Origin of the sequence: Rhizobium oryzicola (assembly GCF_030504645.1) — a bacterium.
Classification (GTDB): Bacteria; Pseudomonadota; Alphaproteobacteria; order Rhizobiales; family Rhizobiaceae; genus Neorhizobium; species Neorhizobium oryzicola.
The window spans coordinates 548,839-570,085 of sequence record NZ_JAUKWQ010000003.1 but is presented as its reverse complement, the minus strand read 5'-3'; the positions used below and the strand labels follow the sequence as shown (position 1 = coordinate 570,085).

19 protein-coding genes are annotated in these 21,247 nt (G+C 57.7%); 12 read left to right on the top strand and 7 right to left on the bottom strand.

Translation table 11 applies throughout. The features are described 5' to 3' along the window. The first annotated feature begins 34 nt into the window (after window positions 1-34). Window positions 35-853, top strand: a complete 819-nt coding sequence (locus Q2T52_RS13235; protein WP_302077204.1) for an AraC family transcriptional regulator — start codon at window positions 35-37, stop codon at window positions 851-853. 142 nt (window positions 854-995) lie between these two features. Further along, window positions 996-1,868 carry a helix-turn-helix domain-containing protein gene (locus Q2T52_RS13230; RefSeq protein WP_302077203.1) on the top strand — a complete coding sequence of 291 codons (873 nt, stop codon included), beginning with the start codon at window positions 996-998 and terminating at the stop codon, window positions 1,866-1,868. A gap of 34 nt (window positions 1,869-1,902) precedes the next feature. Here Q2T52_RS13230 and Q2T52_RS13225 read toward each other — a convergent pair whose 3' ends face one another. The 3 genes from Q2T52_RS13225 to Q2T52_RS13215 all read right to left on the bottom strand — a co-directional run bounded on the left by Q2T52_RS13225 (window position 1,903) and on the right by Q2T52_RS13215 (window position 5,181). Further along, window positions 1,903-2,808 carry a helix-turn-helix domain-containing protein gene (locus Q2T52_RS13225; protein WP_302077202.1) on the bottom strand — a complete coding sequence of 302 codons (906 nt, stop codon included), beginning with the start codon at window positions 2,806-2,808 and terminating at the stop codon, window positions 1,903-1,905. Between the two features lie 131 nt (window positions 2,809-2,939). Next, entirely contained in the window at window positions 2,940-3,845 is a 906-nt protein-coding gene (locus Q2T52_RS13220) for an AraC family transcriptional regulator (protein WP_302077201.1), read from the bottom strand. Between the two features lie 193 nt (window positions 3,846-4,038). After that, a complete protein-coding gene (locus Q2T52_RS13215; RefSeq protein WP_302077200.1) occupies window positions 4,039-5,181 on the bottom strand; it encodes a M20 family metallopeptidase in 1,143 nt (380 codons plus the stop codon). 185 nt (window positions 5,182-5,366) lie between these two features. On the opposite strand from Q2T52_RS13215, the gene Q2T52_RS13210 reads away from it, so the two are divergent. From Q2T52_RS13210 to Q2T52_RS13190, 5 genes are all read left to right on the top strand, one after another. After that, window positions 5,367-6,389 carry an ABC transporter substrate-binding protein gene (locus Q2T52_RS13210; protein ID WP_302077199.1) on the top strand — a complete coding sequence of 341 codons (1,023 nt, stop codon included), beginning with the start codon at window positions 5,367-5,369 and terminating at the stop codon, window positions 6,387-6,389. A gap of 104 nt (window positions 6,390-6,493) precedes the next feature. Beyond that, on the top strand, window positions 6,494-7,312 hold the full coding sequence (locus Q2T52_RS13205; RefSeq protein WP_302077198.1) for an ABC transporter ATP-binding protein: 819 nt from the start codon (window positions 6,494-6,496) through the stop codon (window positions 7,310-7,312). Between the two features lie 14 nt (window positions 7,313-7,326). Next, the gene (locus tag Q2T52_RS13200) at window positions 7,327-8,205 is read left to right on the top strand and encodes an ABC transporter permease (RefSeq protein ID WP_302077197.1); all 879 of its coding nucleotides are present in this window, start codon (window positions 7,327-7,329) and stop codon (window positions 8,203-8,205) included. 160 nt (window positions 8,206-8,365) lie between these two features. Next, entirely contained in the window at window positions 8,366-8,839 is a 474-nt protein-coding gene (locus Q2T52_RS13195) for a hypothetical protein (protein WP_302077196.1), read from the top strand. A gap of 432 nt (window positions 8,840-9,271) precedes the next feature. Then, on the top strand, window positions 9,272-10,906 hold the full coding sequence (locus Q2T52_RS13190; RefSeq protein ID WP_436799531.1) for an inorganic phosphate transporter: 1,635 nt from the start codon (window positions 9,272-9,274) through the stop codon (window positions 10,904-10,906). 38 nt (window positions 10,907-10,944) lie between these two features. Here Q2T52_RS13190 and Q2T52_RS13185 read toward each other — a convergent pair whose 3' ends face one another. Further along, a complete protein-coding gene (locus Q2T52_RS13185) occupies window positions 10,945-12,348 on the bottom strand; it encodes a sensor histidine kinase (RefSeq protein ID WP_302077195.1) in 1,404 nt (467 codons plus the stop codon). Then, complete coding sequence (locus tag Q2T52_RS13180) at window positions 12,348-13,013, bottom strand: response regulator (protein WP_302077194.1); 666 nt, start codon at window positions 13,011-13,013, stop codon at window positions 12,348-12,350. Before Q2T52_RS13180 ends, Q2T52_RS13185 begins: the two co-directional genes overlap by 1 nt. A 246-nt stretch (window positions 13,014-13,259) precedes the next feature. Here Q2T52_RS13180 and Q2T52_RS13175 point away from each other — a divergent pair, with 246 nt between their 5' ends. Beyond that, window positions 13,260-13,790 carry a DUF992 domain-containing protein gene (locus Q2T52_RS13175; protein WP_302077193.1) on the top strand — a complete coding sequence of 177 codons (531 nt, stop codon included), beginning with the start codon at window positions 13,260-13,262 and terminating at the stop codon, window positions 13,788-13,790. Window positions 13,791-13,930: 140 nt separating this feature from the next. Continuing rightward, the gene (locus Q2T52_RS13170) at window positions 13,931-14,464 is read left to right on the top strand and encodes a hypothetical protein (protein ID WP_302077191.1); all 534 of its coding nucleotides are present in this window, start codon (window positions 13,931-13,933) and stop codon (window positions 14,462-14,464) included. 51 nt (window positions 14,465-14,515) lie between these two features. Here Q2T52_RS13170 and Q2T52_RS13165 read toward each other — a convergent pair whose 3' ends face one another. Together Q2T52_RS13165 and Q2T52_RS13160 are read right to left on the bottom strand one after the other, a co-directional pair. Then, window positions 14,516-15,073 (bottom strand): DUF4142 domain-containing protein, encoded by a 558-nt coding sequence (locus Q2T52_RS13165; RefSeq protein WP_302077190.1) that lies wholly within the window; start codon window positions 15,071-15,073, stop codon window positions 14,516-14,518. A 61-nt stretch (window positions 15,074-15,134) separates the two neighbouring features. Next, entirely contained in the window at window positions 15,135-15,758 is a 624-nt protein-coding gene (locus Q2T52_RS13160) for a TetR/AcrR family transcriptional regulator (RefSeq protein WP_302077189.1), read from the bottom strand. A 94-nt stretch (window positions 15,759-15,852) separates the two neighbouring features. Between Q2T52_RS13160 and Q2T52_RS13155 the strand changes: the two genes are divergently transcribed. Genes Q2T52_RS13155 through Q2T52_RS13145 form a run of 3 tightly spaced genes read left to right on the top strand, consistent with a single transcriptional unit; the run spans window position 15,853 to window position 21,088 of the window. Further along, window positions 15,853-16,932, top strand: coding sequence for an efflux RND transporter periplasmic adaptor subunit (locus Q2T52_RS13155; protein ID WP_436799539.1), 1,080 nt, complete (start codon window positions 15,853-15,855; stop codon window positions 16,930-16,932). A gap of 5 nt (window positions 16,933-16,937) precedes the next feature. Continuing rightward, on the top strand, window positions 16,938-18,014 hold the full coding sequence (locus tag Q2T52_RS13150; RefSeq protein ID WP_436799538.1) for an efflux RND transporter periplasmic adaptor subunit: 1,077 nt from the start codon (window positions 16,938-16,940) through the stop codon (window positions 18,012-18,014). Continuing rightward, on the top strand, window positions 18,011-21,088 hold the full coding sequence (locus Q2T52_RS13145) for an efflux RND transporter permease subunit (protein WP_302077186.1): 3,078 nt from the start codon (window positions 18,011-18,013) through the stop codon (window positions 21,086-21,088). The genes Q2T52_RS13150 and Q2T52_RS13145 overlap by 4 nt, the downstream gene beginning before the upstream one ends. Window positions 21,089-21,247 lie beyond the last annotated feature (159 nt).

Below are 21,247 nucleotides of genomic sequence, written 5' to 3'. Positions count from 1 at the left end.
ACTGCAGCGTTAGCGACTGGTTGGGAGACGGTGCTTGACTTTGTACGATCAGGATAGTGGATCGCTGGGCGCGCTTTTCGGTATTCCAGGTGCGCCATCGCTGACTGCAATCCCCATGCAGGAGGCCAGCTTTTGCGTGACTCACATTGTGCGTGATGTGCCCCAGGGCACTGTCGCGGATGTTTGCTTCGCACCCAGCGATGTCTACCTTCTCATGCTTTACATGGATGATACTCGCCACTGTGATATTCTGCCGAATGGCAATCGTGGCAAAATTCGACGGTACAGGCAGGGGTCAGTTTGCCTAGTCGATCTGGCGCAGGGTGCAAGGATTGAGCTTTATGAAAGCCTGCATGCACTCGCTTTTGTCCTGCCCCGCCCTCTCTTTGAAGAGGTGGCGCAGATGACAGGCGGCACGGCCGGACGTCTGCGGTGTACACGCGGCACGATCGATACCGTCCTGCTGAATATCGGCACGGCACTGCTGCCGCTATTCGATCCATCTCAGTTTCATCCGCCCGAACTGTTGAGGCACGTCGCGACGGCGATCTGCGCTCACCTGCTGCATGACTATGGTCTCGAGGATGTGGAGGACTGGAACGTACCCCGCCTGTCCGTTTCGCAGGAACGGTTGGTCAAGGGGCTGCTGTCGGAGGGCATCGATGACAGTCGGTCCGTGGAAGTCGTCGCGGAAGTTCTGGGCATGGCCCGCGCAGACTTCGAACTCGCGTTTCAGGCCACGGCGGGCGTCTCGATTGCCGACTGGATGTCACAAGAAGGATCAACGATCGAATCTCTCAACGCAGGCACAACGGCGGAGGCCGCGTCCCGGCGCCGGCGGACCCTTCATTGATGTATTCGAATGCAATTAACTGTCGACTTGAAATGTGTAATTGTGGTTGGAGAGGAAGAAAGGTGAATGTCATGGGCTTGGTGAAAGCCATTGCAATCACGACGTCGCCGTCCACTTCTGCGACCGCTGGAGGGGTTGTCCGATGAACGTTCAGCCACATCACAGATCGGCACCTGCTTCGCTACGCCAGGCGGACCTCCGCATGTCCGGCATGTCGGTGGTTCGGCGAAGCTATGCTGGTCGTGATCTGCAGCTTGAGCCTGCAGTCCAGCGTCGCGATGTGTTCCAGGTCACCACACAGCTGCTTGCGCTGAGCGACTACAAGCTTTGGCGTGCGAAGGAGCTGATATTTGATGGCCACTGTGCTGATGGTGCGCTTATGATCAGCGATATGCGCGAGGAATGGCGCAGCCATCATCTGTCGCCTTTCGACCATGTGTCGTTTCAGATTCCGCTCTCATACATGCGCGATTTCCTGGTCGACAGCGGTCATCCCGCGGCATCCGATCTGCATTGCGAACCTTTGATTGCGGATGCCGTTGTGCGTGGGCTGGCCCATGCCCTCCTGCCAGCGCTGGAAAAGCCTGAAACTGCAAGTAAGTTGTTCTTGGACCAAATGGGCATGGCACTGATGGTGCATTTGACCCATACGTACGCCGGACTGCATTTTCCCATCCGCCGCAAAGGCACGCTCGCCCCTTGGCAGGAAAAGCGAGCTTCGGAATATCTGGTCGCGCATCTCAACGCGGATTTCTCGATTGCAGACCTGGCCGAGGAATGTGATCTGTCAAGAAGTCACTTCATCAAGGCCTTCAAGGAAACCTTTGGCAAGACACCCTACAGGTGGCTGACGGAATACCGCATCAGCAAGTCGAAGGAACTCCTGACAACGGGGGCCCCAATTGCCGAAATCGCCCTCATTTGCGGCTTTTCGGATCAGAGCCATCTGACACGTGTCTTTGCGCAGATGAGTGGGGAAACACCCGGAAGCTGGCGCAGACGACATAGGGACTAGGAGCCCTGCAGGCTTTGTGCCACGAGGATTCTCGTCAGCCTCTTGCAATGTTCCGCCATGCTCCCGGCGTCATCCCGACAATGCTGGAAAACACTCGCGTGAAATGACTTTGATCCACAAAGCCGCAATGGGTGGCGATCTCGGGTAGGGGCTGGCCGGTATCGCGCATCATATCCCTTGCCCTGTCGATCCGCATACGCTGAAGCCATCGGTGCGGAGGCAGCCCCGTTGAAAGCTTGAAGGCGCGTGTGAAATAGGCTGAGGAGAGACCGCAGGCCTGAGCGACGGCAGCGATGGGAATATCTCCATCCAGCCGAGCCTCCATTATCTCGATCGCCCGCTTCAACTGCCAGCCAGCAAGCCCGCCGGAATGAACCTGCCGGGGCCTTGAAGCTTCGCCATAGGTTACAGCCAGGTGGGTGGAAAGCGCCATGGTCATGTGATCCAGAAAGAGTCTGTTGGTTTGCTGCGGATCCGCGAGGGCGGGCAGAAGCGCGTGTGCGATACCCCTGACCGTGGCATCATCGACATCTGCGCCGGGCGTGACATTGAGGGTTTCGATCCGTCTCCCGCCCAAGTCTTCCTCGAAGGCGACAAGAGCTGCGCGCGGCACATGAAAATTGACCACGTCAAAAGCTGACTTCATATCGGCCTGCCAAAGACGGTTGTAGTCGTAGAGCGTGAAATGACCCTGGCGGCTTGCAGGAAAATCGACCTTTCGGCCATCGACCCAAAGGTCGCCATGATAATCCCTGAGCTGCAGGGCGATCATGAACGCATCTTCCGTGACGTGCTGATCCACAAAGCCGTGGTTGAGGCTTTCGCGTGTAAGGCGGGTTGCAGTAACAATACCCTTGTTCAAAACGGATGACGTGACAGTCTGCGCGTTCTTCACGCGAAGATAGTCCATGGTTCTGTTGGTAGAGGTCGTCCGTGCCATCGCCTGCCTGTTGTGTAGGACAAGCAGCAACCATACCTCGAAATTTTCGAGCTACTCTTGAAGGATGGTTCGATGACTGAGAGCCAGACCGTACTGATGTTCAACAAGTCGCCCGCTGGAGCCCTCTGGCCTCAGCATAACACAGAACTGCGCCACGCCTCCGGCGTTACACCGAGCTTGAATTCGAAGATCCGGCGCAGATGAGACCGACCGCTATAGCCACAGGCTATCACGATTTCATCAATATCCATCGAGGAGCGTCTCAACAGAGCACATGCGATATCCAGGCGTGCCTGTTCATACCAGGCGCTGGGGGTCATGCCTGTTGACTTGCGGAAGGCGCGAATGAAGGTTGCCGCGCCCATTCCAAGTAATCCGGCAAGCTCATCAATCGACGGAACCCGGCCCAGTTGCTGAAGCATAGCATCCTTGATCAGGTTTTCCTGGCTGACTGAGAGAAGCAGTTCCGGGTGCCCTCCAAACTTGCGGCCATTGCCGTAGCGATTGACGAGATGGACGCCAATTCCGCAGGCAATCTGGTCCACAAACAACTCGTTGAGTTTGTTTGATGCGGGATGTGCTGCAAACAGCGACCGTACCAGGCTTGCCAGCATGGCATCCGGCTCGGCGGTCACGATGGAGAGGGCAGAGACATCCTGCAAATCCGCCTGATCGGCAATTGCCTCCAGATCGTGTCGGGTGATTTCCATGAGTACGAAGTTGAAAGATCCGGCGAGATCCGCCTTGTAGTCTTCCGATGCCGCGCGAAGATAAATCGCATCCCGCTCGAAATCGTGAATCGTCGCGTGATGCTCCCTGAAGATCTTGCGCTGATGGCCTGCGGACAGTGAAACACCCAGCAAATAGCCCTCGTTCCCGCCAGCACTGACGACCTGTCCCGGACCCTTATCTGCAGCTTTTCGGAAGAACCGAATATGGGGGCTGCTGATCTGCCGATCTTCCTGCAGCTTGTCGACCTGGCAACCGAAAGGATCGCGCAGTGCGTGTGGACTTGCCTCCATAGCGCTGTGGGTCACCTTCGTTCCCTTCCGTCTATTTCAAGATTTGCTGATGCATAAACTATTACAATACATGGGTCTCGCCAATGCCTCTTCGCAACTGTCAGAAGTCTCGGCAAAGATGCCTTTGTTCCCAACTACTTTGCTCAATAATCGCAACAGAACGAAGGTTATTGCAACCTCAAGCCACAACAGTCTTCGCAGGGCGGCTTCAGGTGAGAGTCAGCAAGAGGTTTGTCAGGAGAGCCGTTCGGGGCGCCACGCTGCTGACAAGGATATACTCGTTGAACGTGTGCGCGCCGGCACCATCGGCACCCAGCCCGTCAAGCGTTGGAATGCCCATGGCGGACGTAAAGTTACCGTCCGACCCGCCGCCGGTGGTGACGCCTTCCAGTCTAATATCAAGTTGCGCGGCAAGCTTCGCCGTGTGCGCAAAGAGCTTTCGGCTTTCCTCAGATTGCGAGAACGGTGGACGGTTCAGATCGCCAGTGATCTCGAATGTAATGTCAGGATCAACAGGCTTCATCGCCATGATCTTGTCTGTGATCTCGCGCGCCGTCTTTGCGTCCGGGATGCGCACGTCTACCTGCATTCGGCAGAGGGCAGGCACAGTGTTGCGCCCCGTTCCGCCTTCGATTGTCCCGACGGTGACCGTGATGCCACGCTCAGGATCATTCAGTGCCTCCAGTTCCAGCACCAGCCGTGCGGCGGCGCGAATGGCGCTCCTGCCATCCTGCGGGCGTGTGCCGGCATGAGAGGCGCGCCCGTGGACGGCTATGTCATACATGGCGATCCCCTTGCGGGCGACGACGATCTTGCCGCCATCCCGCGCCGGTTCCACAACCAGGGCATAGGCGGCTTTCGAGGCATAGGCCTCGATAACCTGGCGCGAGGAGAGGCTACCCATTTCCTCGTCCGGTACGAAGACAAGGTCGACAGGCAGATGTGAGCCTGCGCTTGCTGCCAGCTTGACCGCTTCAAGCGCCATCAGCGCGCCGGATTTCATGTCATAGATGCCGGGACCATAGAGCTTGTCACCCTCCTGCCGAAGAGGCAGCTGACTTGTCAGTGTGCCGTGAGCATGAACCGTATCTAGATGTGCAAGGATCAGGATCGTCTTGGCATTGCTGCCCGCCGGCCGAGGCGTGCCGACGGCCAGTACGTCGCCGAAGCCCAGAGTGCCCGGATGGCGCTCGATCTCCAGATTTGCTGCCTTGGCAAGTTTTTCAACTCGATCCGCCAAACGGTTCACGGCAGCGCCATCCGCCGTTGGGGTCTCCATTTCCACCCACTGCTTCAGTTCCGCAAGAAGGGCGGTTGTGTCGATATCGTCAGCGGTAAATTGTTTCGTCATCAATCAGAATCCGTTGCAGCTTTGCCTATGGTTTCTAGCATTCCTGCGCCACTTGAAAAGTTCATAAAAAATTGACGAATGAAAGCGGACTGAAAGCTAAGCTCCTTATGCTGCAAGCGACGTATCGTGGAGGAGACGCGCAAAGCAGCGTGCCATCGATACGATGACCATGAGGAGGTTCATCCATGCGTTCTGCACGCGCCACTTTCCGCGCTCTTTCCCTGTCTGCTTTTGCTGCTGCCTCACTGTTGGCAAGCACCGCCATGTCCCATGCTGCCGACAAGATCACCATCATGGTTGGCGGCTACGAAAAGCAGATCTATCTGCCCGCCAAGCTGGCCGAAGGGCTTGGCTATTTCAAGGATGAGGGCATCGACGTCGAGCTTCTGAACGAAGCGGCCGGTGTCGACGCCGAAAACCAGCTTCTTGCTGGCGCCGTACAGGGTGTCGTCGGCTTCTACGATCACTGCGTCGATCTGCAGGCCAAGGGCAAGTTCGTGCAGTCGGTCGTCCAGTTCAGCCAGGCACCGGGTGAAGTGGAACTGGTCTCGGCCAAAAATCCCGAAATCAAGTCTTTCGCCGATTTCAAGGGCAAGAGCCTTGGCGTAACCGGCCTCGGTTCTTCCACCAACTTCCTGACGCTCTACATGGCGGCCAAGGCCGGCCTGAAGCCGGGTGAAATCACTACCATTCCCGTAGGCGCCGGTGGCACTTTCATCGCGGCCATCCAGCAGGGCACCATCCAGGGTGGCATGACGACGGAGCCGACCATTTCCCGCATGGTGAAGACGGGCGAGGCATCTGTCCTCGTCGATCTGCGCACGGTCGACAAGACCCGTGAAGCGCTTGGCGGCACCTATCCGGCGGCTTCGCTCTACATGGAAACGGCCTGGGTGAATGCGCACAAGGAGCAGGTGCAGAAGCTGGCCAACGCTTTCGTCAAGACGCTGAAATTCATCAACACGCATTCCGCGGCGGAAATTGCCGAGAAGATGCCGAAGGACTTCTACGTTGGCGACAAGGAGGGTTATATCAAGGCTCTCGATGCCGGCAAGGGCATGTTTACGCCCGATGGCGTGATGCCGGAAGATGGTCCGAAGACGGTTCTCGCCGTTCTCTCTGAATTCTCCAAGAACGTGAAGGGCAAGCAGATCGATCTAGCGAAGACCTACACGAGCGAATTCGTGAAGAAGGCGGCGACCAACTGATCCGCTGCCAGATGCGCTGATTGAGCCGGCTTCACCGCCGGCTCCCTTTCACCTCGTTCCATTTTACTCTGCGGGCGCAGATCGCGCCGCCGAAAGGATGCCCCATGGCCAGTGAACCGAGCCGCAGCCCGGCCATCGAACTGATCAATGTGACACGCCGCTTCGTGTCTCCCACCGGCAAGACGCTGATGGCGCTGCGCGATTTCAATATGACCGTCGAGCGCGGCGAGTTCGTGGCCGTTGTCGGCCCGACCGGCTGCGGCAAATCCACGACACTCAATCTCGTGACCGGTCTTGCGAAGCCAAGTGCCGGCGAAGTGCGGCTGATGGGCGGACCGGTCAATGGTATCGACCGACGTGTCGGCTTCGCCTTCCAGAAAGACGCGTTGTTCCCCTGGAAAAACGTCATCGACAACGTCATGGCAGGCCCGCTCTTCCGAGGCAAGTCCAAGGCGGAGGCCGAACGCATGGCCAAGGACTGGCTGGCACGTGTAGGACTGTCCAAATTCCTGCATCATTATCCGCACCAGCTTTCGGGCGGCATGCGCAAGCGTGTCGCACTGGCGCAAACCTTCATCAACGAGCCGGAAATCCTGCTGATGGACGAGCCTTTCTCGGCGCTCGATGTGCAGACCCGTACCGTGATGCATGAGGAACTGTTGAAGCTCTGGGCTGAGCGCCAGGCGTCGGTCGTCTTCGTGACGCATGATCTGGAAGAAGCCGTTGCACTCGCCGACAAGGTCTATGTTCTGACGGCGGGCCCCGCCACGGTGAAGTCGGTCTATAACATTGACCTTCCGCGTCCGCGCGTCGTCTCCGAGATCCGCTACGAGCAGAACTTCATCGATTATTGCAAAACCATCTGGGAAGATCTTCGTCAGGAAGTCGAAACCAGCTATCGCCGCGCCAGCGAAGCCGCTTGAGGGAGGACAAGACGATGGCAGATATCACCATGGAAGCCCCCGCCGCCATCTTCCGGCCCGGCACATCGGACAAGGAAATCGAGGCAGCTGCGCTGAAGTCCATCAAGCGACGCAAGCAGGTCGTGCTGTTCTGGCAGATCGCGATCCTGATCGGCTCGCTCGGTCTGTGGGAACTTTCGTCGCAAATGAACTGGATCGATCCCTTCTTCTACGCAAGCCCGAGCGCCGTGGCTGACCGCCTTTATGATTGGGCGGTGAACGGCACGACAGAAGGTTCGCTCTGGTACAATCTGGGCATCACCATGGAAGAGGCGCTGATCGGCTTCTTCTCCGGCTCCATCGCCGGTGTCGTCGTCGGTATTGGTCTCGGCCGCAACAAGCTGCTCTCCGATATCTTCTCGGTCTACATCAAGGCAATCAATTCGATCCCGCGTGTGGTACTGGCGCCGATCTTCATCATGATCATGGGTCTTGGCCTCGCCTCCAAGGTGGCGCTCGCCTTCATCATGGTATTTTTCGTCGTGTTCGCCAATGCCTTCCAGGGTGTGCGCGAAGCAGACCGCGACATGATCGCCAATGCCCGCATCCTCGGCGCGTCCGATTGGCAGGTGACGCGTACCGTCATCATCCCGTCTGCCATGAGCTGGATCTTTGCGAGCCTCCACGTCTCCTTCGGCTTCGCCATCATCGGCGCGATCGTAGGCGAGTTCGTTGGCGCCCGTTTCGGTATCGGTCAGCTGATCTCGATTGCCAAGGGCACCTTCGATGCCGCCGGCATGTTCGCCGCCATCGTACTGGTCATGATCGTTACGCTCGCCGCTGAATATGTGATGACGCTGATCGAGAACCGGCTCGCCAAGTGGCGTCCTCAACAGAGCCTCGATACGCATTAAACTGACACCACTTGTGAAATAATCCCAGCCGCCCGCAGCGCAAGCTGCGGGCGGCTGGGCATTCAGTGCCTGTGAATTCGGCGACACAATTCACCTTTGAATCCTGTGCCGTGCATGTCATGTCATGCACCGGTCACACGGTGTTTGTAGGGCAGGAGGCATGGAAATCCCCGTTGATGATGACCTCTTCCGGCAAAGCCTCGAAAACGTGGCGCGGCTTCTGAACGAGCAGGAGGTGCCGTGGCTGGTCTTTGGCGGTGCCGCCATGGTTCTTTACGGCTTGGAAAAGGGTCCCGTCGCCGACATTGACGTCATTATATCGGCAACTGCCGCCGCACGTTTGAGCGAAGCCTTCTCTTGGCACAATCATGCAGATGGACGCTCGGCCCGTTTCCGGTCTGACTATCTTCTGCGCCCTAACCTCGGTCCTGTTCCGGTGGAATTGCTTGGCGGATTCTGTATCTCAACGGCTTCCGGTTGGGCGGAAATAAGCGTCGGAGAGACCCGTGCGCATCGTGTGGGATCCGAAGTTGTTTTCCTCCCTACGCCCCAAGGACTGGCGGCACTCTTTCGGCTCTGCGGACGGGAGAAGGATCATCGCCGTGCCGGGTTGATCGAGAGTGCGGTGTTGTAGGCCCATAGAGCAGAATTCGATCTGATTGGATCACTTCTGTTGACCCAAACCGGTTCGTTCCACGAGGAGAAGGGCGCGTGTCGTCGCTCTCGCATACGGCCAAGCCCTTCGACAAAGTGGACGGCCGGTTTCGGCCAACCCACCCGCCGGATTGCTAAGGCAATCCGGCCAGCATTTGACATACCGGGCACGCTTGTCGCTTTGCCGTCTGCAAAGCGGCGTGACCGGTGGGCGGCATGTATTTTCGTCATTAACTTCGGCTTTCGCCTCGGACGTGTATCGAGATATGCCCTTCGGCAAAATCCTGGTTCCTGACGAAAATCCATTGCCGCAGAATGATTCAATCAGGTCGAACTCCGCTCTAGCCGCTGCGTGCAGACCGTTAGCGCTGTCACAACCGGTTCATGAGGAAATGCTTAACATTCGTCAATCATGCCAAGACGCGAGGAACATGACGTGACTGACGCGACCAATGCAGGCCTTTCTCCCCAACACACTCGTGCGCATCATCCTCTCGAGCACCCATCGGTGGTCGGTAAATGGTTCACGCCGATCTTTCTGGCGATCCTCCTGGGTGGCCTTGCCTATATCGGTTATGCGCTTGCGCAGGATTTGCAGAGCGCGACCTATGTGCCGTGGATCCTGCTGGGACTGGCACTGCTGATTGCGCTTGGCTTCGAGTTCGTCAACGGCTTTCATGATACCGCCAACGCTGTCGCGACCGTAATCTACACTCGCTCGCTGCCAGCAGAGATCGCGGTCATCTGGTCCGGTTTCTTCAACTTTCTCGGCGTTGTCTTGTCATCTGGTGCCGTCGCATTCGGGATTGTGTCTCTGCTGCCGGTTGAGCTTATTTTGCAAGTCGGGTCCGGCGCCGGTCTTGCCATGGTCTTCGCTTTGTTGGCAGCTGCGATCATATGGAACCTCGGGACCTGGTATCTCGGGCTTCCCTCGTCCAGCTCCCACACCCTCATCGGTTCTATTATTGGGGTTGGCCTTGCCAACCAGTTCATGGCATCACAGGGCAGTGCGACCAGCGGCGTGGACTGGTCACAAGCCAGCAATATTGGCCTTTCGCTGTTGATTTCCCCCCTTATCGGTTTTGTTTGCTCCGCGCTCCTGCTTTTGGCGCTGAAGCTTCTGGTTAGGAACAAGGCGCTCTACGAGGAACCGAAAGGCAACCAGCCGCCGCCGATGTGGATTCGCGGTCTGCTGATCTTCACCTGCACCGGTGTCAGCTTCGCGCACGGCTCCAATGACGGGCAGAAGGGTATGGGCTTGATCATGCTCATTCTGATCGGTCTCGTGCCGACCGCCTTCGCACTCAACCGCACGCCGGATGCGCAATATCTGCGCGCTTACGAAATTGCTTCCCATAACGTGGAAGCCGCTCTGCAGAAATACGTGAAGCCTGGCCTCACGGTGACTGACGCACGTGCCGAAGTATCCAATGCCGTCAAAACGAAGAAGTGGAATGACAATACCACGCTTGCCTTGCAGCAATTCGTGCATAGCTCCACGGAGCAGATTTCGAAGTTTCCGACGCTGGAAGCCGTCCCGACCTCGCTGATCGGCAATATTCGCAATGACATCTATCTGATCGGTGAGGCTCTGAAGCTGATCGACAAGAACAAGCTTCTGCCCATGCAGGCGGACGACCTCAACGCGGTCAAGGCCTATCATGCGGCCGTGGATAATGCGACCAAGTTCATCCCGCTGTGGGTTAAGGTGGCTGTCGCGCTGGCGCTTGGCCTCGGGACGATGGTTGGCTGGAAGCGGATTGTTGTCACTGTCGGCGAAAAGATTGGCAAGACACATCTAACGTACGGACAGGGTGCAGCTGCTGAGGTGGTTGCCATGGTCACGATCGGCGCAGCTGACCATCTCGGGCTGCCAGTCTCTACCACGCATGTGCTTTCATCCGGTGTGGCAGGCACCATGGCTGCCAATGGCTCCGGCCTGCAATGGTCGACCGTTCGCAATATGCTGCTGGCATGGGTGCTGACGCTTCCTGCGTCGATTGCTTTGTCCTCCCTGCTGTTCATCCTGTTGCGTCAGGTCTTCTGACGCGTCGGCCTTTCAACTTTCCACTTGACCGGCGGTGTTCAGTTCGCCGCCGGTATCTTTACCTCGACATGCAGCCCGCCACCATCCGATGTGCCAAGCGTCACCGTGCCGCCTGCGCCTTCGACGACTTCCTTGACGATGGCGAGCCCGAGACCGCTGCCTTCGGCTTGCGTGCCCATGATGCGGTAAAACCGCTCGAGCACCTGATGGCGCTCGGCCTCGGGAATACCAGGGCCGTTGTCATCCACGCTTACCAGGATCCGATCATCGGTCCCCCGAACATTGACGGTCACGCGGCCGCCGTCCGGCGTATAGCGCAGAGCGTTGTCCACGAGGTTCACCACCATCTCGCGCAGCATGGTGCCATCGCCGATGACGATGGCTTCGCCTTCGGCTTCGAGACCAAGATCGATGTTCTTGCGAAGGGCCTGCTCCGCATGTGCTTCGAGAACCTGCCGGGCGACTGCTGTCATGTCGATGCGGTCGGCGCGGGGCGCACGGCTTCCCGGCTCGGCGCGGGTGAGGGTCAAAAGCTGTTCCGCCAGGCGCGTTGCCTGCCTCGTGCTGCGGACCAGGGCCTGCAGCGCCTCTTCCCGGCGGCTTGGGTCGTTTTCGCGGGCGGCGAAGCTGGCCTGTGTGGCAAGCAGCGTCAGCGGCGTGCGCAGCTGATGTGCGGCATTGGCCACGAACCGGCGTTGCGCGGCCATCTGGCCTTGCACGCGGGTCATGTAATCATTGAGCGCTGCTACGAGCGGGCGCAGTTCTCTTTGAACCAGCTGTTCGTCAAACGGCTCCAGTTGATCGCGACGTCGTTGACGCACCGCGTCGCGAAGGCGCAGGACAGGTGCAAGACCGCGCTGCAGCCCGAATACCGTGACCAGGCCAGCCACGATGACGAGCAGGATCTGATCATTGAAATCAGAAAACCAAAGATCGGTTCGCATGGCCTGTTGGCTGAAGCGGGTGACGGCAACGGTGACGCTGACGGCGCCATCCGGACCAAGTCCTACGACGGGATGGGTCAGCGTCATGGCGCGCAGGCTCGTATTGCGGAAAAGAATATCCTGGCCTTCGCGCTCGATGTCCGGGCTCTTCAGGTCCACATAGCCTGAAACAAGACTACCCCAGACCGATGTCACCCTATAATAGACCCGGTCGCCGAAGCCTGTGTCGAAGATTTCAAGCGCGGCGGGTGGAATATCCACCTCCATATTGCCGCCCGCATCGACGCGCACCGCCTCGGCAATCATGCGCGCGGAGCCCAGCAGCATCTGGTCGGTAACGAGGGTTGCCGTTTCCCGCGCCTGTCGCAGGCCGGCATAGAGGTTGAAGCTGACGACTCCCGCCAGCGTCACCATGATCCAGGCCAGCAGCTGGATGCGCAGACTGTGGCGTAGCCGCCGGATCATCCGCGACAGTGCTGCCGAGGGCGATAGAGCCATCAGGCCACCCGCAGCATATAACCAAGGCCTCTTAATGTGGCGATCTGTACCGACGCGCCCTCCAGCTTCTTGCGGACCCGATGGACATAGATTTCGACAGCACTCGGATCGGCTTCGCCGTCAAACCCGAAGAGGTTTTCCGAAAGGGCGGTTTTCGTCACCGTGCTGCCGGCCTTGAGAATGAGGTATTCCAGAACGGAATGCTCCCTTGGCGTGAGCGCCAGAAGCTCGCCCTTCAGGAGAAACTGCCGGGTCAGGCTGTTGAGAACAAGGTCGCCCAAGGCAATTTCGGGGCTTGCCTTGTCGTGGCCACGCCGAATGAGCGCGCGCAGCCGCGCCTCCAGTTCCGGCAGGTCGAAGGGTTTTGCCAGGTAATCGTCGGCACCAGAGTCTAGGCCTGCCACGCGGCCATCAAGCGAGGCATTGGCTGTCAAGATGATGACGGGCACTTTGCGGCCGGCATGCCGGATCTGCTTCAGCAATGTCATGCCGTCGATTTTCGGCAGCGACAGGTCCAGAATGATGGCAGCGTAATCGGCGACCGCGAGAAGGTGCTCGGCCTCCTCGCCATCATGGGCAATGTCGACCGCGTATTTGGCCTGCGTCAATGCCTTGCCGAGCCATGCCGCCAGTTCATGATTATCTTCAACGATCAGCAGTCGCATTCCGCAGTCTCCACCCAAGGCCGTTATAGGCGCTTACCTGACCGATGCCAATCTGAGCGCATGATGGCAGGCTTGATGCAGATCACGGTTCTATCCTCCAAGCCCACACATAATAGGTCTGCGAAATCGTGATTGACGCCATGGATCATTCTTTTGCCATAAGCGTTGAACAGCACTGCCGTGAGGTCGGGGTTTGAGTCTCAATCCGGCGGCCAGTGAAATGAGATAATGATAAGGAGTACAGGGATGAAGAAGATTTTCGCCGTGGCAGTTGCATCGCTGCCTGTGTTGGCAAGTGCAGGTACTGCGCTTTCCGCGGATCTGGTTCGTCGTGATCGCGCGCCGGTCTATCAGGAAACGGATGAGCGCGGTGGCGTTCGTATCGGTTATCTGGATTGCTCGATCGGTGGCGGCGTTGGCTATGTGCTCGGTTCCGCCAAGGAAGCGGAATGCGTCTTTACGTCGACGATCGGCAGCGAGCCGCTGGATCGATACACCGGCGTTATTCGCAAGATGGGCGTCGATCTGGGTTTCACCACCCGCAGCCGTCTGATCTGGGCTGTTTTCGCTCCGACCGCTGGCTATCACCACGGCTCGCTCGGTGGCCTCTATCAGGGTGCCACGGCTGAAGTCACCGTGGGTGCCGGCGTTGGTACCAACATTCTGATTGGCGGTACCTCCGGTTCAATCCATCTGCAGACCGTGAGCGTTACCGGTCAGCTTGGCCTCAACCTCGCAGCAACCGGCACATCTGTTACCTTGACGCCGGGGACGTAAGAGATATTTGCCTAAATTTAGGAGCGGGTGAGATCACCTGCTCCTAAAACATTTGCTAATCGATTAAAAAAATATGCTGATGTGAGTGCTTCTCATCTTAGTGATCACGAAAAAGACAAAGGAAACTCCTATTTTCCACCTTGCAGCAGGATCGTAAGGTAGGAACTATCTTCTGCGTGTGTTCAGAGGGGCTTTTCATGCGTTTGATTCGCGTATCGGTAGTGGCATTTGGTCTGTTTCCCGCTGCGGCCTTCGCCGCTGCACCTCTTCAACCATCCACAGTTCGGCATGATCTCAAGGTGAAGGGAGCCGCAACAACGCTGGCTGCCATCGTCAAGGCTGGACAATGGCCACAGTTATTGTCGCATATCGAGGCAGGGCAGTCCTCCTGGCTTCATCTGGTGCCGACAATCCGCACGGCAACGGACCCGGCGCAAACGCAGGCCCTGGATTCTGCCGTTAGCAACGCTCTGACCCGAAACCCGACTGCGGTGTTGCGAATGGCTGATAATGGCATTGATCTTGAAGCCGCCTGCTTCAACAAGGGGTTGGATGGCAAGCCGGATCTTATAAAGCGTTTTAAATCTCAGGCACGTTCTGCGCTCAAGCGCGTGCGCGACGTCTCACTCACGCAGCAGAGGGACCGTTGCGTCGCGCAGTTAAAGGCTCGTTGAATATCTTGGCGCCCCGTATCCCAACATACAGAGCGCCAACGAAGCCATGGGTTAGCCAAGCTTCGAACGAAGCATTTCGAGATGATCGATATGTTCCCGGATCTGGCCGCGTGCGAGCTTCGTGATGCTGAGCTGCGCGCGGTTTTTGCCGATCTTCAGATAATCTTCCTGGATTGCGAGCAACTGCCGATGGCCATCCAACTGGGCAGCGATATAGGTCTTGTCGAAATCCGCGCCTGAAAGGCCTTGTAGCTTCTGGAGGCTGGTCCTGCCCGCGGCGTCCAGATTGGCTTCCGTTTCGCGCTCGGTGGGTGGGTTCAGAGCGCCCTCGGCTTTACCGGTTTCAGCTGATGTCAGGATGTCGGCGATGGTTTCTTGTTCCGCCACCTCCCACTTGGCGAATTCCTTGACCATCGGGTCGCTGGCCTTGGAGGTTGCAATGCGGCTTGTCGCAAGCGAGAGGGAGCCAACCCTTTTTGTTTCTGTCGCGTGCTTTTTTGCGGCATTTCCCATACTCGTTCTGGGCTGAGCTGTTGCGATGCCGGCAATGGACAGGGCGGGAATGAGGGCGGCTGCACTGGCAGCTTTCAGGATTGAGCCGCGATTCATAATATTCCTCCATAGGATAACCGCGCTCTAACCTTACCTGTGGGTGATTGTTCCGTGCCCGCTAATTCGCCGCGAGTCCATTCATCATGATATCAATGTGAGCTTCGACGAACTTCGCCTCATCCAGCGGACGCCGATTATCGAAAAGAACCCTTGTGAATGTCATCATGAGCGCTGGCGCGCAGATAATCTCCGCAAACCAGCTGGCGGGTCCATCGCGAAATTCGCCAGCGGCGACCCCTTGGTCGATCAGACTTTTTATGCGCGTGGCAATCGGGGCCATGAACTCGTCGTCATGGCGGTCGACAAGATCAGGAAAGCGCGGTGCTTCGGAAATCATGAAGCGGATGAGTTCTCGGGCCCGGCGATCAACCATCAGCTTGTCATAGAATAATCGTATCACCTTTTTAAGTCGCTCCTGATACGTTCCTTCCACGGCTTCTATATATGGAATCATTTCCGCGAAAGGTTGCGATACCTGCATTACTACAGCAGCGAAAAGGTCTTCCTTTGTCGCGAAGTAAACGTAAACGGTACCTTTGGTAACGCCTATGCGTGCTGCGATATCTTCCACGCGAGTGGCGGCAAATCCATTTCTCGCGAATTCCTCAAAGGCTGCATCTATAATTTGTTGCGGTCTAAGCGCCTTCTGTTCGGCTCGTGTCAGCTTAAGCTTGCAGCGCATTTCCTTCATCCAATTCCAAATTTGAAGCGAGTTCCTATTGACTAACCGGTCAGTCAATTATATCCGATCTGATGTCTGCCACAAGGGTTCATCGATGCGAAACGCCCGAATATCAATTGTGTTCACAACCGCTGCGTTGCTTCTAACTGCTTGCCAAAAGGAAGAGCAGCAGAAAGCATCAGCGCCGACAACGGTGAAGATTGTGAAGGTTGCTGAGGAACAGCGTCGCAAGGTGGCGTCGGTAACGGGCGACATCAGTGCACGTGTACAAAGTAATTTATCTTTCCGCGTCAGCGGTCGCATCGTTGAGCGCAAGGTGGACGTTGGGGCTGTGGTCAAGGCCGGAGACCTGCTTGCCAGGATTGATGCCGAACAGCAGCTGGCAGATGTCGCAGTTGCCGAAGCGAACCTCAATTCGGCAAAGGCGCAAGAGGTGCAGGCACGGCTTGCCTTTCAGCGCCAGCAGAGCCTTTTCGGGACGCAAGTCACGACGCAGGCAGCGCTTGATTCAGCCCGTGAAACCCTAACCACGGCGCAGGGAAGCGTAGCCTCAGCCCAAGCAGCGCTGGATTCAGCGCGTGATGCTCTCTCCTATACCGAACTGCGGGCCGATGCCGACGGGATTATCACGGCGCGCGACGCCGAAGTTGGGCAGGTGGCACAAGCTGCGCAATCCGTGTTTTCGCTGGCGCATGATGGCCCGCGCGATGCGGTCTTCGATGTGTATGAATCGCTCTATCTGAACCGCAAGCCCGAGGGGAGGGTGACCGTTTCCCTCATTTCCGACCCCTCTCGCAAGATGGTTGCCGATGTGCGTGAAATTTCTCCCACCATCGACACCACCACGGGCACGATACGGGTGAAGGTCGGGATCGACCAATCCGCGGGACTGCCGCTGGGTGCGCCTGTTGTCGGAAGTTTCCAATCAGGAACTTTCGAGCAATTGGAACTTCCGTGGTCTGCCCTGACATCGACGCTTGGCAAGCCCAGCGTATGGGTTGTCGATCCGGCCACGTCGAAGGTTTCAAGTCACCCCATTGAGGTGGCGTCCTATCAGACGGGGATCTTGCTGGTCAGCAGCGGCCTTAAAGCCGGTGATATGGTTGTGGTTGAAGGCCTCAAGTTTATCCGCCCTGGCGAAAAAGTCGCCTATGAGGAGATGAAACAGCAATGACGCGAATGACCACCGCAGCTGCCATTGCTGCCCTGCTTGCTCTATCAGCCTGCCAGAAGCAGGAGGAGCATAAGCCCGCCCCGGTTCGTCCTGTGCTGAGCGTCATCGCGATGAACGATGCCGCAACCGCCCTTGTGGCCCCCGGCGCAGTGCAGGCTCAATATGTAACGGAACTCGGCTTTCGTGTCCTGGGGCGTGTCGTCGCCCGCAAGGTCAGCGTTGGTGACACGGTCAAGAAAGGCCAGGTTGTCGCCGTTCTGGATTCCGTCGCGTTGGAACTTTCCGTGAAGAGCGCTGAAGCCGATCTCTCGAATGCAAAGGCCCAGCAGGCCAATGCCACCACAACGGCTGACCGGCAGAAGAAGCTTGCTGAAACTCGCTCGGGTACGGAAAGCGCGCTGGAGCAGGCCCAGCAGGCGCTCAAGACCGCTGATGCCAATGTTGCTAAGGCAAAAGCCAATCTCGACAAGGCGGAGGAGCAGCTTGGCTACGCACAGCTACTTGCAGAATTCGACGGTGTTGTCACCGCGACGTCTGCGGAAGTCGGACAGACTGTTTCGGCCGGCCAGAGCGTCGTGACGATTGCTCGGCCCGACCCCCGCGAAGTGGTGATCGATATTCCGGAAGGCAATATTGGTCGATTGCAGGTAGGCTCAAACTTTGACATTGCGCTGCAATTGGATCCGACGATCCGAACCGCGGGCACAGTGCGGGAAATTTCGCCGATTGCTGATGCCACCACGCGCACGCGCCGCGTGAAGGTAACGCTTGTCAATCCGCCGGACGCCTTTCGTCTCGGCTCCATTGTTACCGCGTCCACCATCCTCGGTGGTCGTTCCAGCATTACCCTGCCCGCAAGTGCACTGCTGACAGAGCAGGACGGGCAGACCTATGTGTGGGTGGTTGATGCCGCGGCCGCCAAGGTAAGCCGCCGCAAGGTGGCAGTTGAAGATCATGCGCCCGGGTCCACCATCGTCAAAGTGCTCGATGGCCTGAAGGAAGGCGAGCAGATCGTGACTGCTGGCGTACATCAACTGAAGGACGGCCAGGCCGTCAAGATTACCGAAAGGAAGAGCCTGTGAAGTCCTTCAACCTTTCTGACTGGGCTTTGGAGCATCGCTCGCTCGTCTGGTATTTCATGCTCGTCTTCGTCTTCGTCGGCGTGCTTTCCTATATCGAACTCGGCCGAGAAGAAGATCCGAACTTCACCATCAAGACCATGCTCATCCAGGCACAGTGGCCTGGGGCATCCGCCGAGGAAGTGACGCGCCAGGTCACGGACCGCATCGAGAAGAAGCTCGAAGAACTCGACTCGCTTGATTACACAAAGAGCGTGACGCTTGCTGGCACGACGACAATTTTCGTGCAGCTTCTCGATACGACCAAGGCCAAGGATGTGCCGGCTATCTGGACGCGCGTGCGTAACATGATTTCCGATATCCAGGGTAACTTCCCCTCCGGCGTCGTGGGGCCGTTCTATAACGACCGGTTCGGCGACGTGTTCGGGAATATCTACGCATTTACGAGCGACGGGCTCACGCAGCGGCAGCTCCGTGATCTCGTTGAAAATGCGCGATCGAAGATCCTGACGGTTGCGAACGCTGGTAAGGTCGACGTGATCGGCGCGCAAGACGAGGCCATCTATCTTGAGTTTTCCACCCGCAAAATCGCGGCTCTCGGGCTCGACAGCCAGACCATCATTTCAACGCTAAGGGCGCAAAATGCGGTGACGCAGTCCGGCGTCATCGATGCTGGGCCGGAACGCATCGCGCTCCGCGTTGGTGGCGCATTCACCTCCGAGGAAAGTCTTCGCGCGATCAATCTACGCGTCAACGACCGCTTCTTTCCGCTGACGGATATCGCTACAATCAGGCGTGGCTACGTTGATCCGCCCAGCGCCCTTTTCCGCTTCAACGGACAGCCGGCCATCGGTCTTGCCATCGGTATGAAGACGGGCGCGAACCTTCTCCATTTCGGGGAGGCGCTGGAAGCGCAGATAGAGCGCATCCAAGGCGAGCTTCCGATTGGGGTGGACATTCATCGGGTATCCGACCAGCCCAAGGTGGTTGAAGAGGCGGTCTCAGGTTTCACCAAGGCCCTTTTCGAAGCGATCGCCATCGTTCTTGCTATCAGTTTCATCAGCCTCGGCATGCGTGCGGGTCTGGTCGTTGCGATCTCCATACCGCTTGTTCTTGCGATCACATTTGTGGTGATGGAGTATTCGGGTATTTCGCTTCAGCGAATTTCGCTTGGTGCCCTGATCATTGCGCTCGGTCTCCTTGTCGATGACGCCATGATCGCCGTCGAGATGATGGTTGCACGCCTGGAATTGGGTGATAGCCTGCGAAAAGCCGCAACCTATGTCTATACATCGACAGCGTTCCCGATGCTGACGGGAACGCTGGTCACGGTCGCGGGCTTTATTCCCGTTGGACTCAACAGCAGCGCTGCAGGTGAATTCACCTTCACACTGTTTGTCGTAATTGCCGTATCCCTCATTGTTTCGTGGATCGTTGCTGTCCTTTTCACGCCGCTTCTCGGCGTGACCCTGCTGCCGAAGTCCATGAAAAAGCACTCCGAGCACAAGGGTTGGTTTGCCAAGAGCTTCTCCGGTCTTCTGAATGTGGCGATGCGCTTCCGGTGGGTGACCATCATTATCACCATCGGCGTATTCGCAGGCTCGGTTGCCGGCATGGGCTTTGTGCAGCAACAGTTCTTCCCAAGCTCGGACCGTCCGGAACTGGTCGTTGACTGGAACCTGCCTCACAACAGCTCCATCGCCGAAACCAACCGGCAGATGGCGCAGTTCGAAAAGGAAGTGCTCGCAAAGAACCCGGACATCGATCATTGGTCGACGTATGTAGGCCAGGGTGCGCCGCGCTTCCTGCTATCCTTCGATGTGCAGACGCCGGACGCGACTTTTGGCCAGATCGTCATTGTTTCGAAGAGCCTTGAAGTCCGGGACCGCTTGCGCGCCGACCTGCAGGCCTATCTCACCAAGACGTTTCCGGGAACGGATGCCTTCATTAAGCTGCTTGAGCTTGGTCCTCCGGTGGGCAAGCCGGTTCAGTACCGCATCAGCGGTCCCGATATCCAGCAGGTCAGACAGTATGCACAAGAGCTTTCCGTTATTGTCGCGACTGATCCGCGCCTTTCGAACATGGTGCTGGATTGGAACGAGCCGTCGCGTGTCGTGAAGGTTGACGTGCTTCAAGACAAGGCGCGACAGCTCGGCGTTTCCTCGGAAGATATCGCGACGGCGTTGAACAGCGTCGTCAAGGGTGCGACGGCAACGCAGGTGCGAGACGATATCTATCTCGTCAATGTCATCGGCCGCGCATCGGATGCCGAGCGTGGCTCCATTGAAACATTGCAGGATCTTCCGCTCAGCGGGAGCAACGGCAAGTCAGTGCCACTCTCGGCCGTTGCCAATCTGCGGTATGAGCTTGAGCAGCCGACGATCTGGCGTCGTTCACGCACACCAACGATTACAATCAAGGCCGCAGTCCTGGGGGCCACGCAGCCGGCGACAATTGTCACAGAACTTCAGCCGAAGATCGATGAGTTCAAGGCGAAGCTGCCGGTTGGCTACGATGTCGTCGTTGGCGGTGCTGTCGAGGAGAGCGCGAAGTCGCAAGGTCCGATTGCCGCCGTTGCACCTCTAATGCTGTTTGTCATGGCGACAATCCTCATGATCCAGCTCCAGAGTTTCAGCCGCCTGTTCCTCGTTTTCGCGGTGGCGCCTCTGGCCCTTATCGGTGTGGTGGCCGCGCTGCTCCTGAGCAATGCTCCGTTGGGCTTTGTTGCCATCCTTGGCGTCCTCGCGTTGATCGGCATTCTCATCCGAAACTCGGTCATTCTCGTGGTCCAGATTGAGGACCTCAGGAAAGACGGAATGCCGGCTTGGCACGCCATCATTGAGGCGACTGAACATCGAATGCGTCCCATCATGTTGACCGCGGCAGCGGCCACGTTGGCTCTGATCCCCATCTCGCGTGAGATCTTCTGGGGCCCGATGGCTTACGCTATGATGGGCGGTATCGTTGTCGGCACTGTTCTGACGCTGCTGTTTTTGCCGGCGCTTTATGCGGCATGGTTCCGCATCCCCCGGGATACTTCCCCCCGGCCGCCAAACCCGCATGACGTTACAGCCTGATTAATAAAATGGCCCGGCTGCTACGGCCGGGCCTACTTGTTGAGACAAGCCGGAGCCCGTGGTTTTGTTGATCTTGAGCCCAATGAAAAACCTACCGCCAGCGATGCATTGTTTGATGCTCGTGCTCTTATGCATGTTGATTGGCTGTGCTGGTCGGCC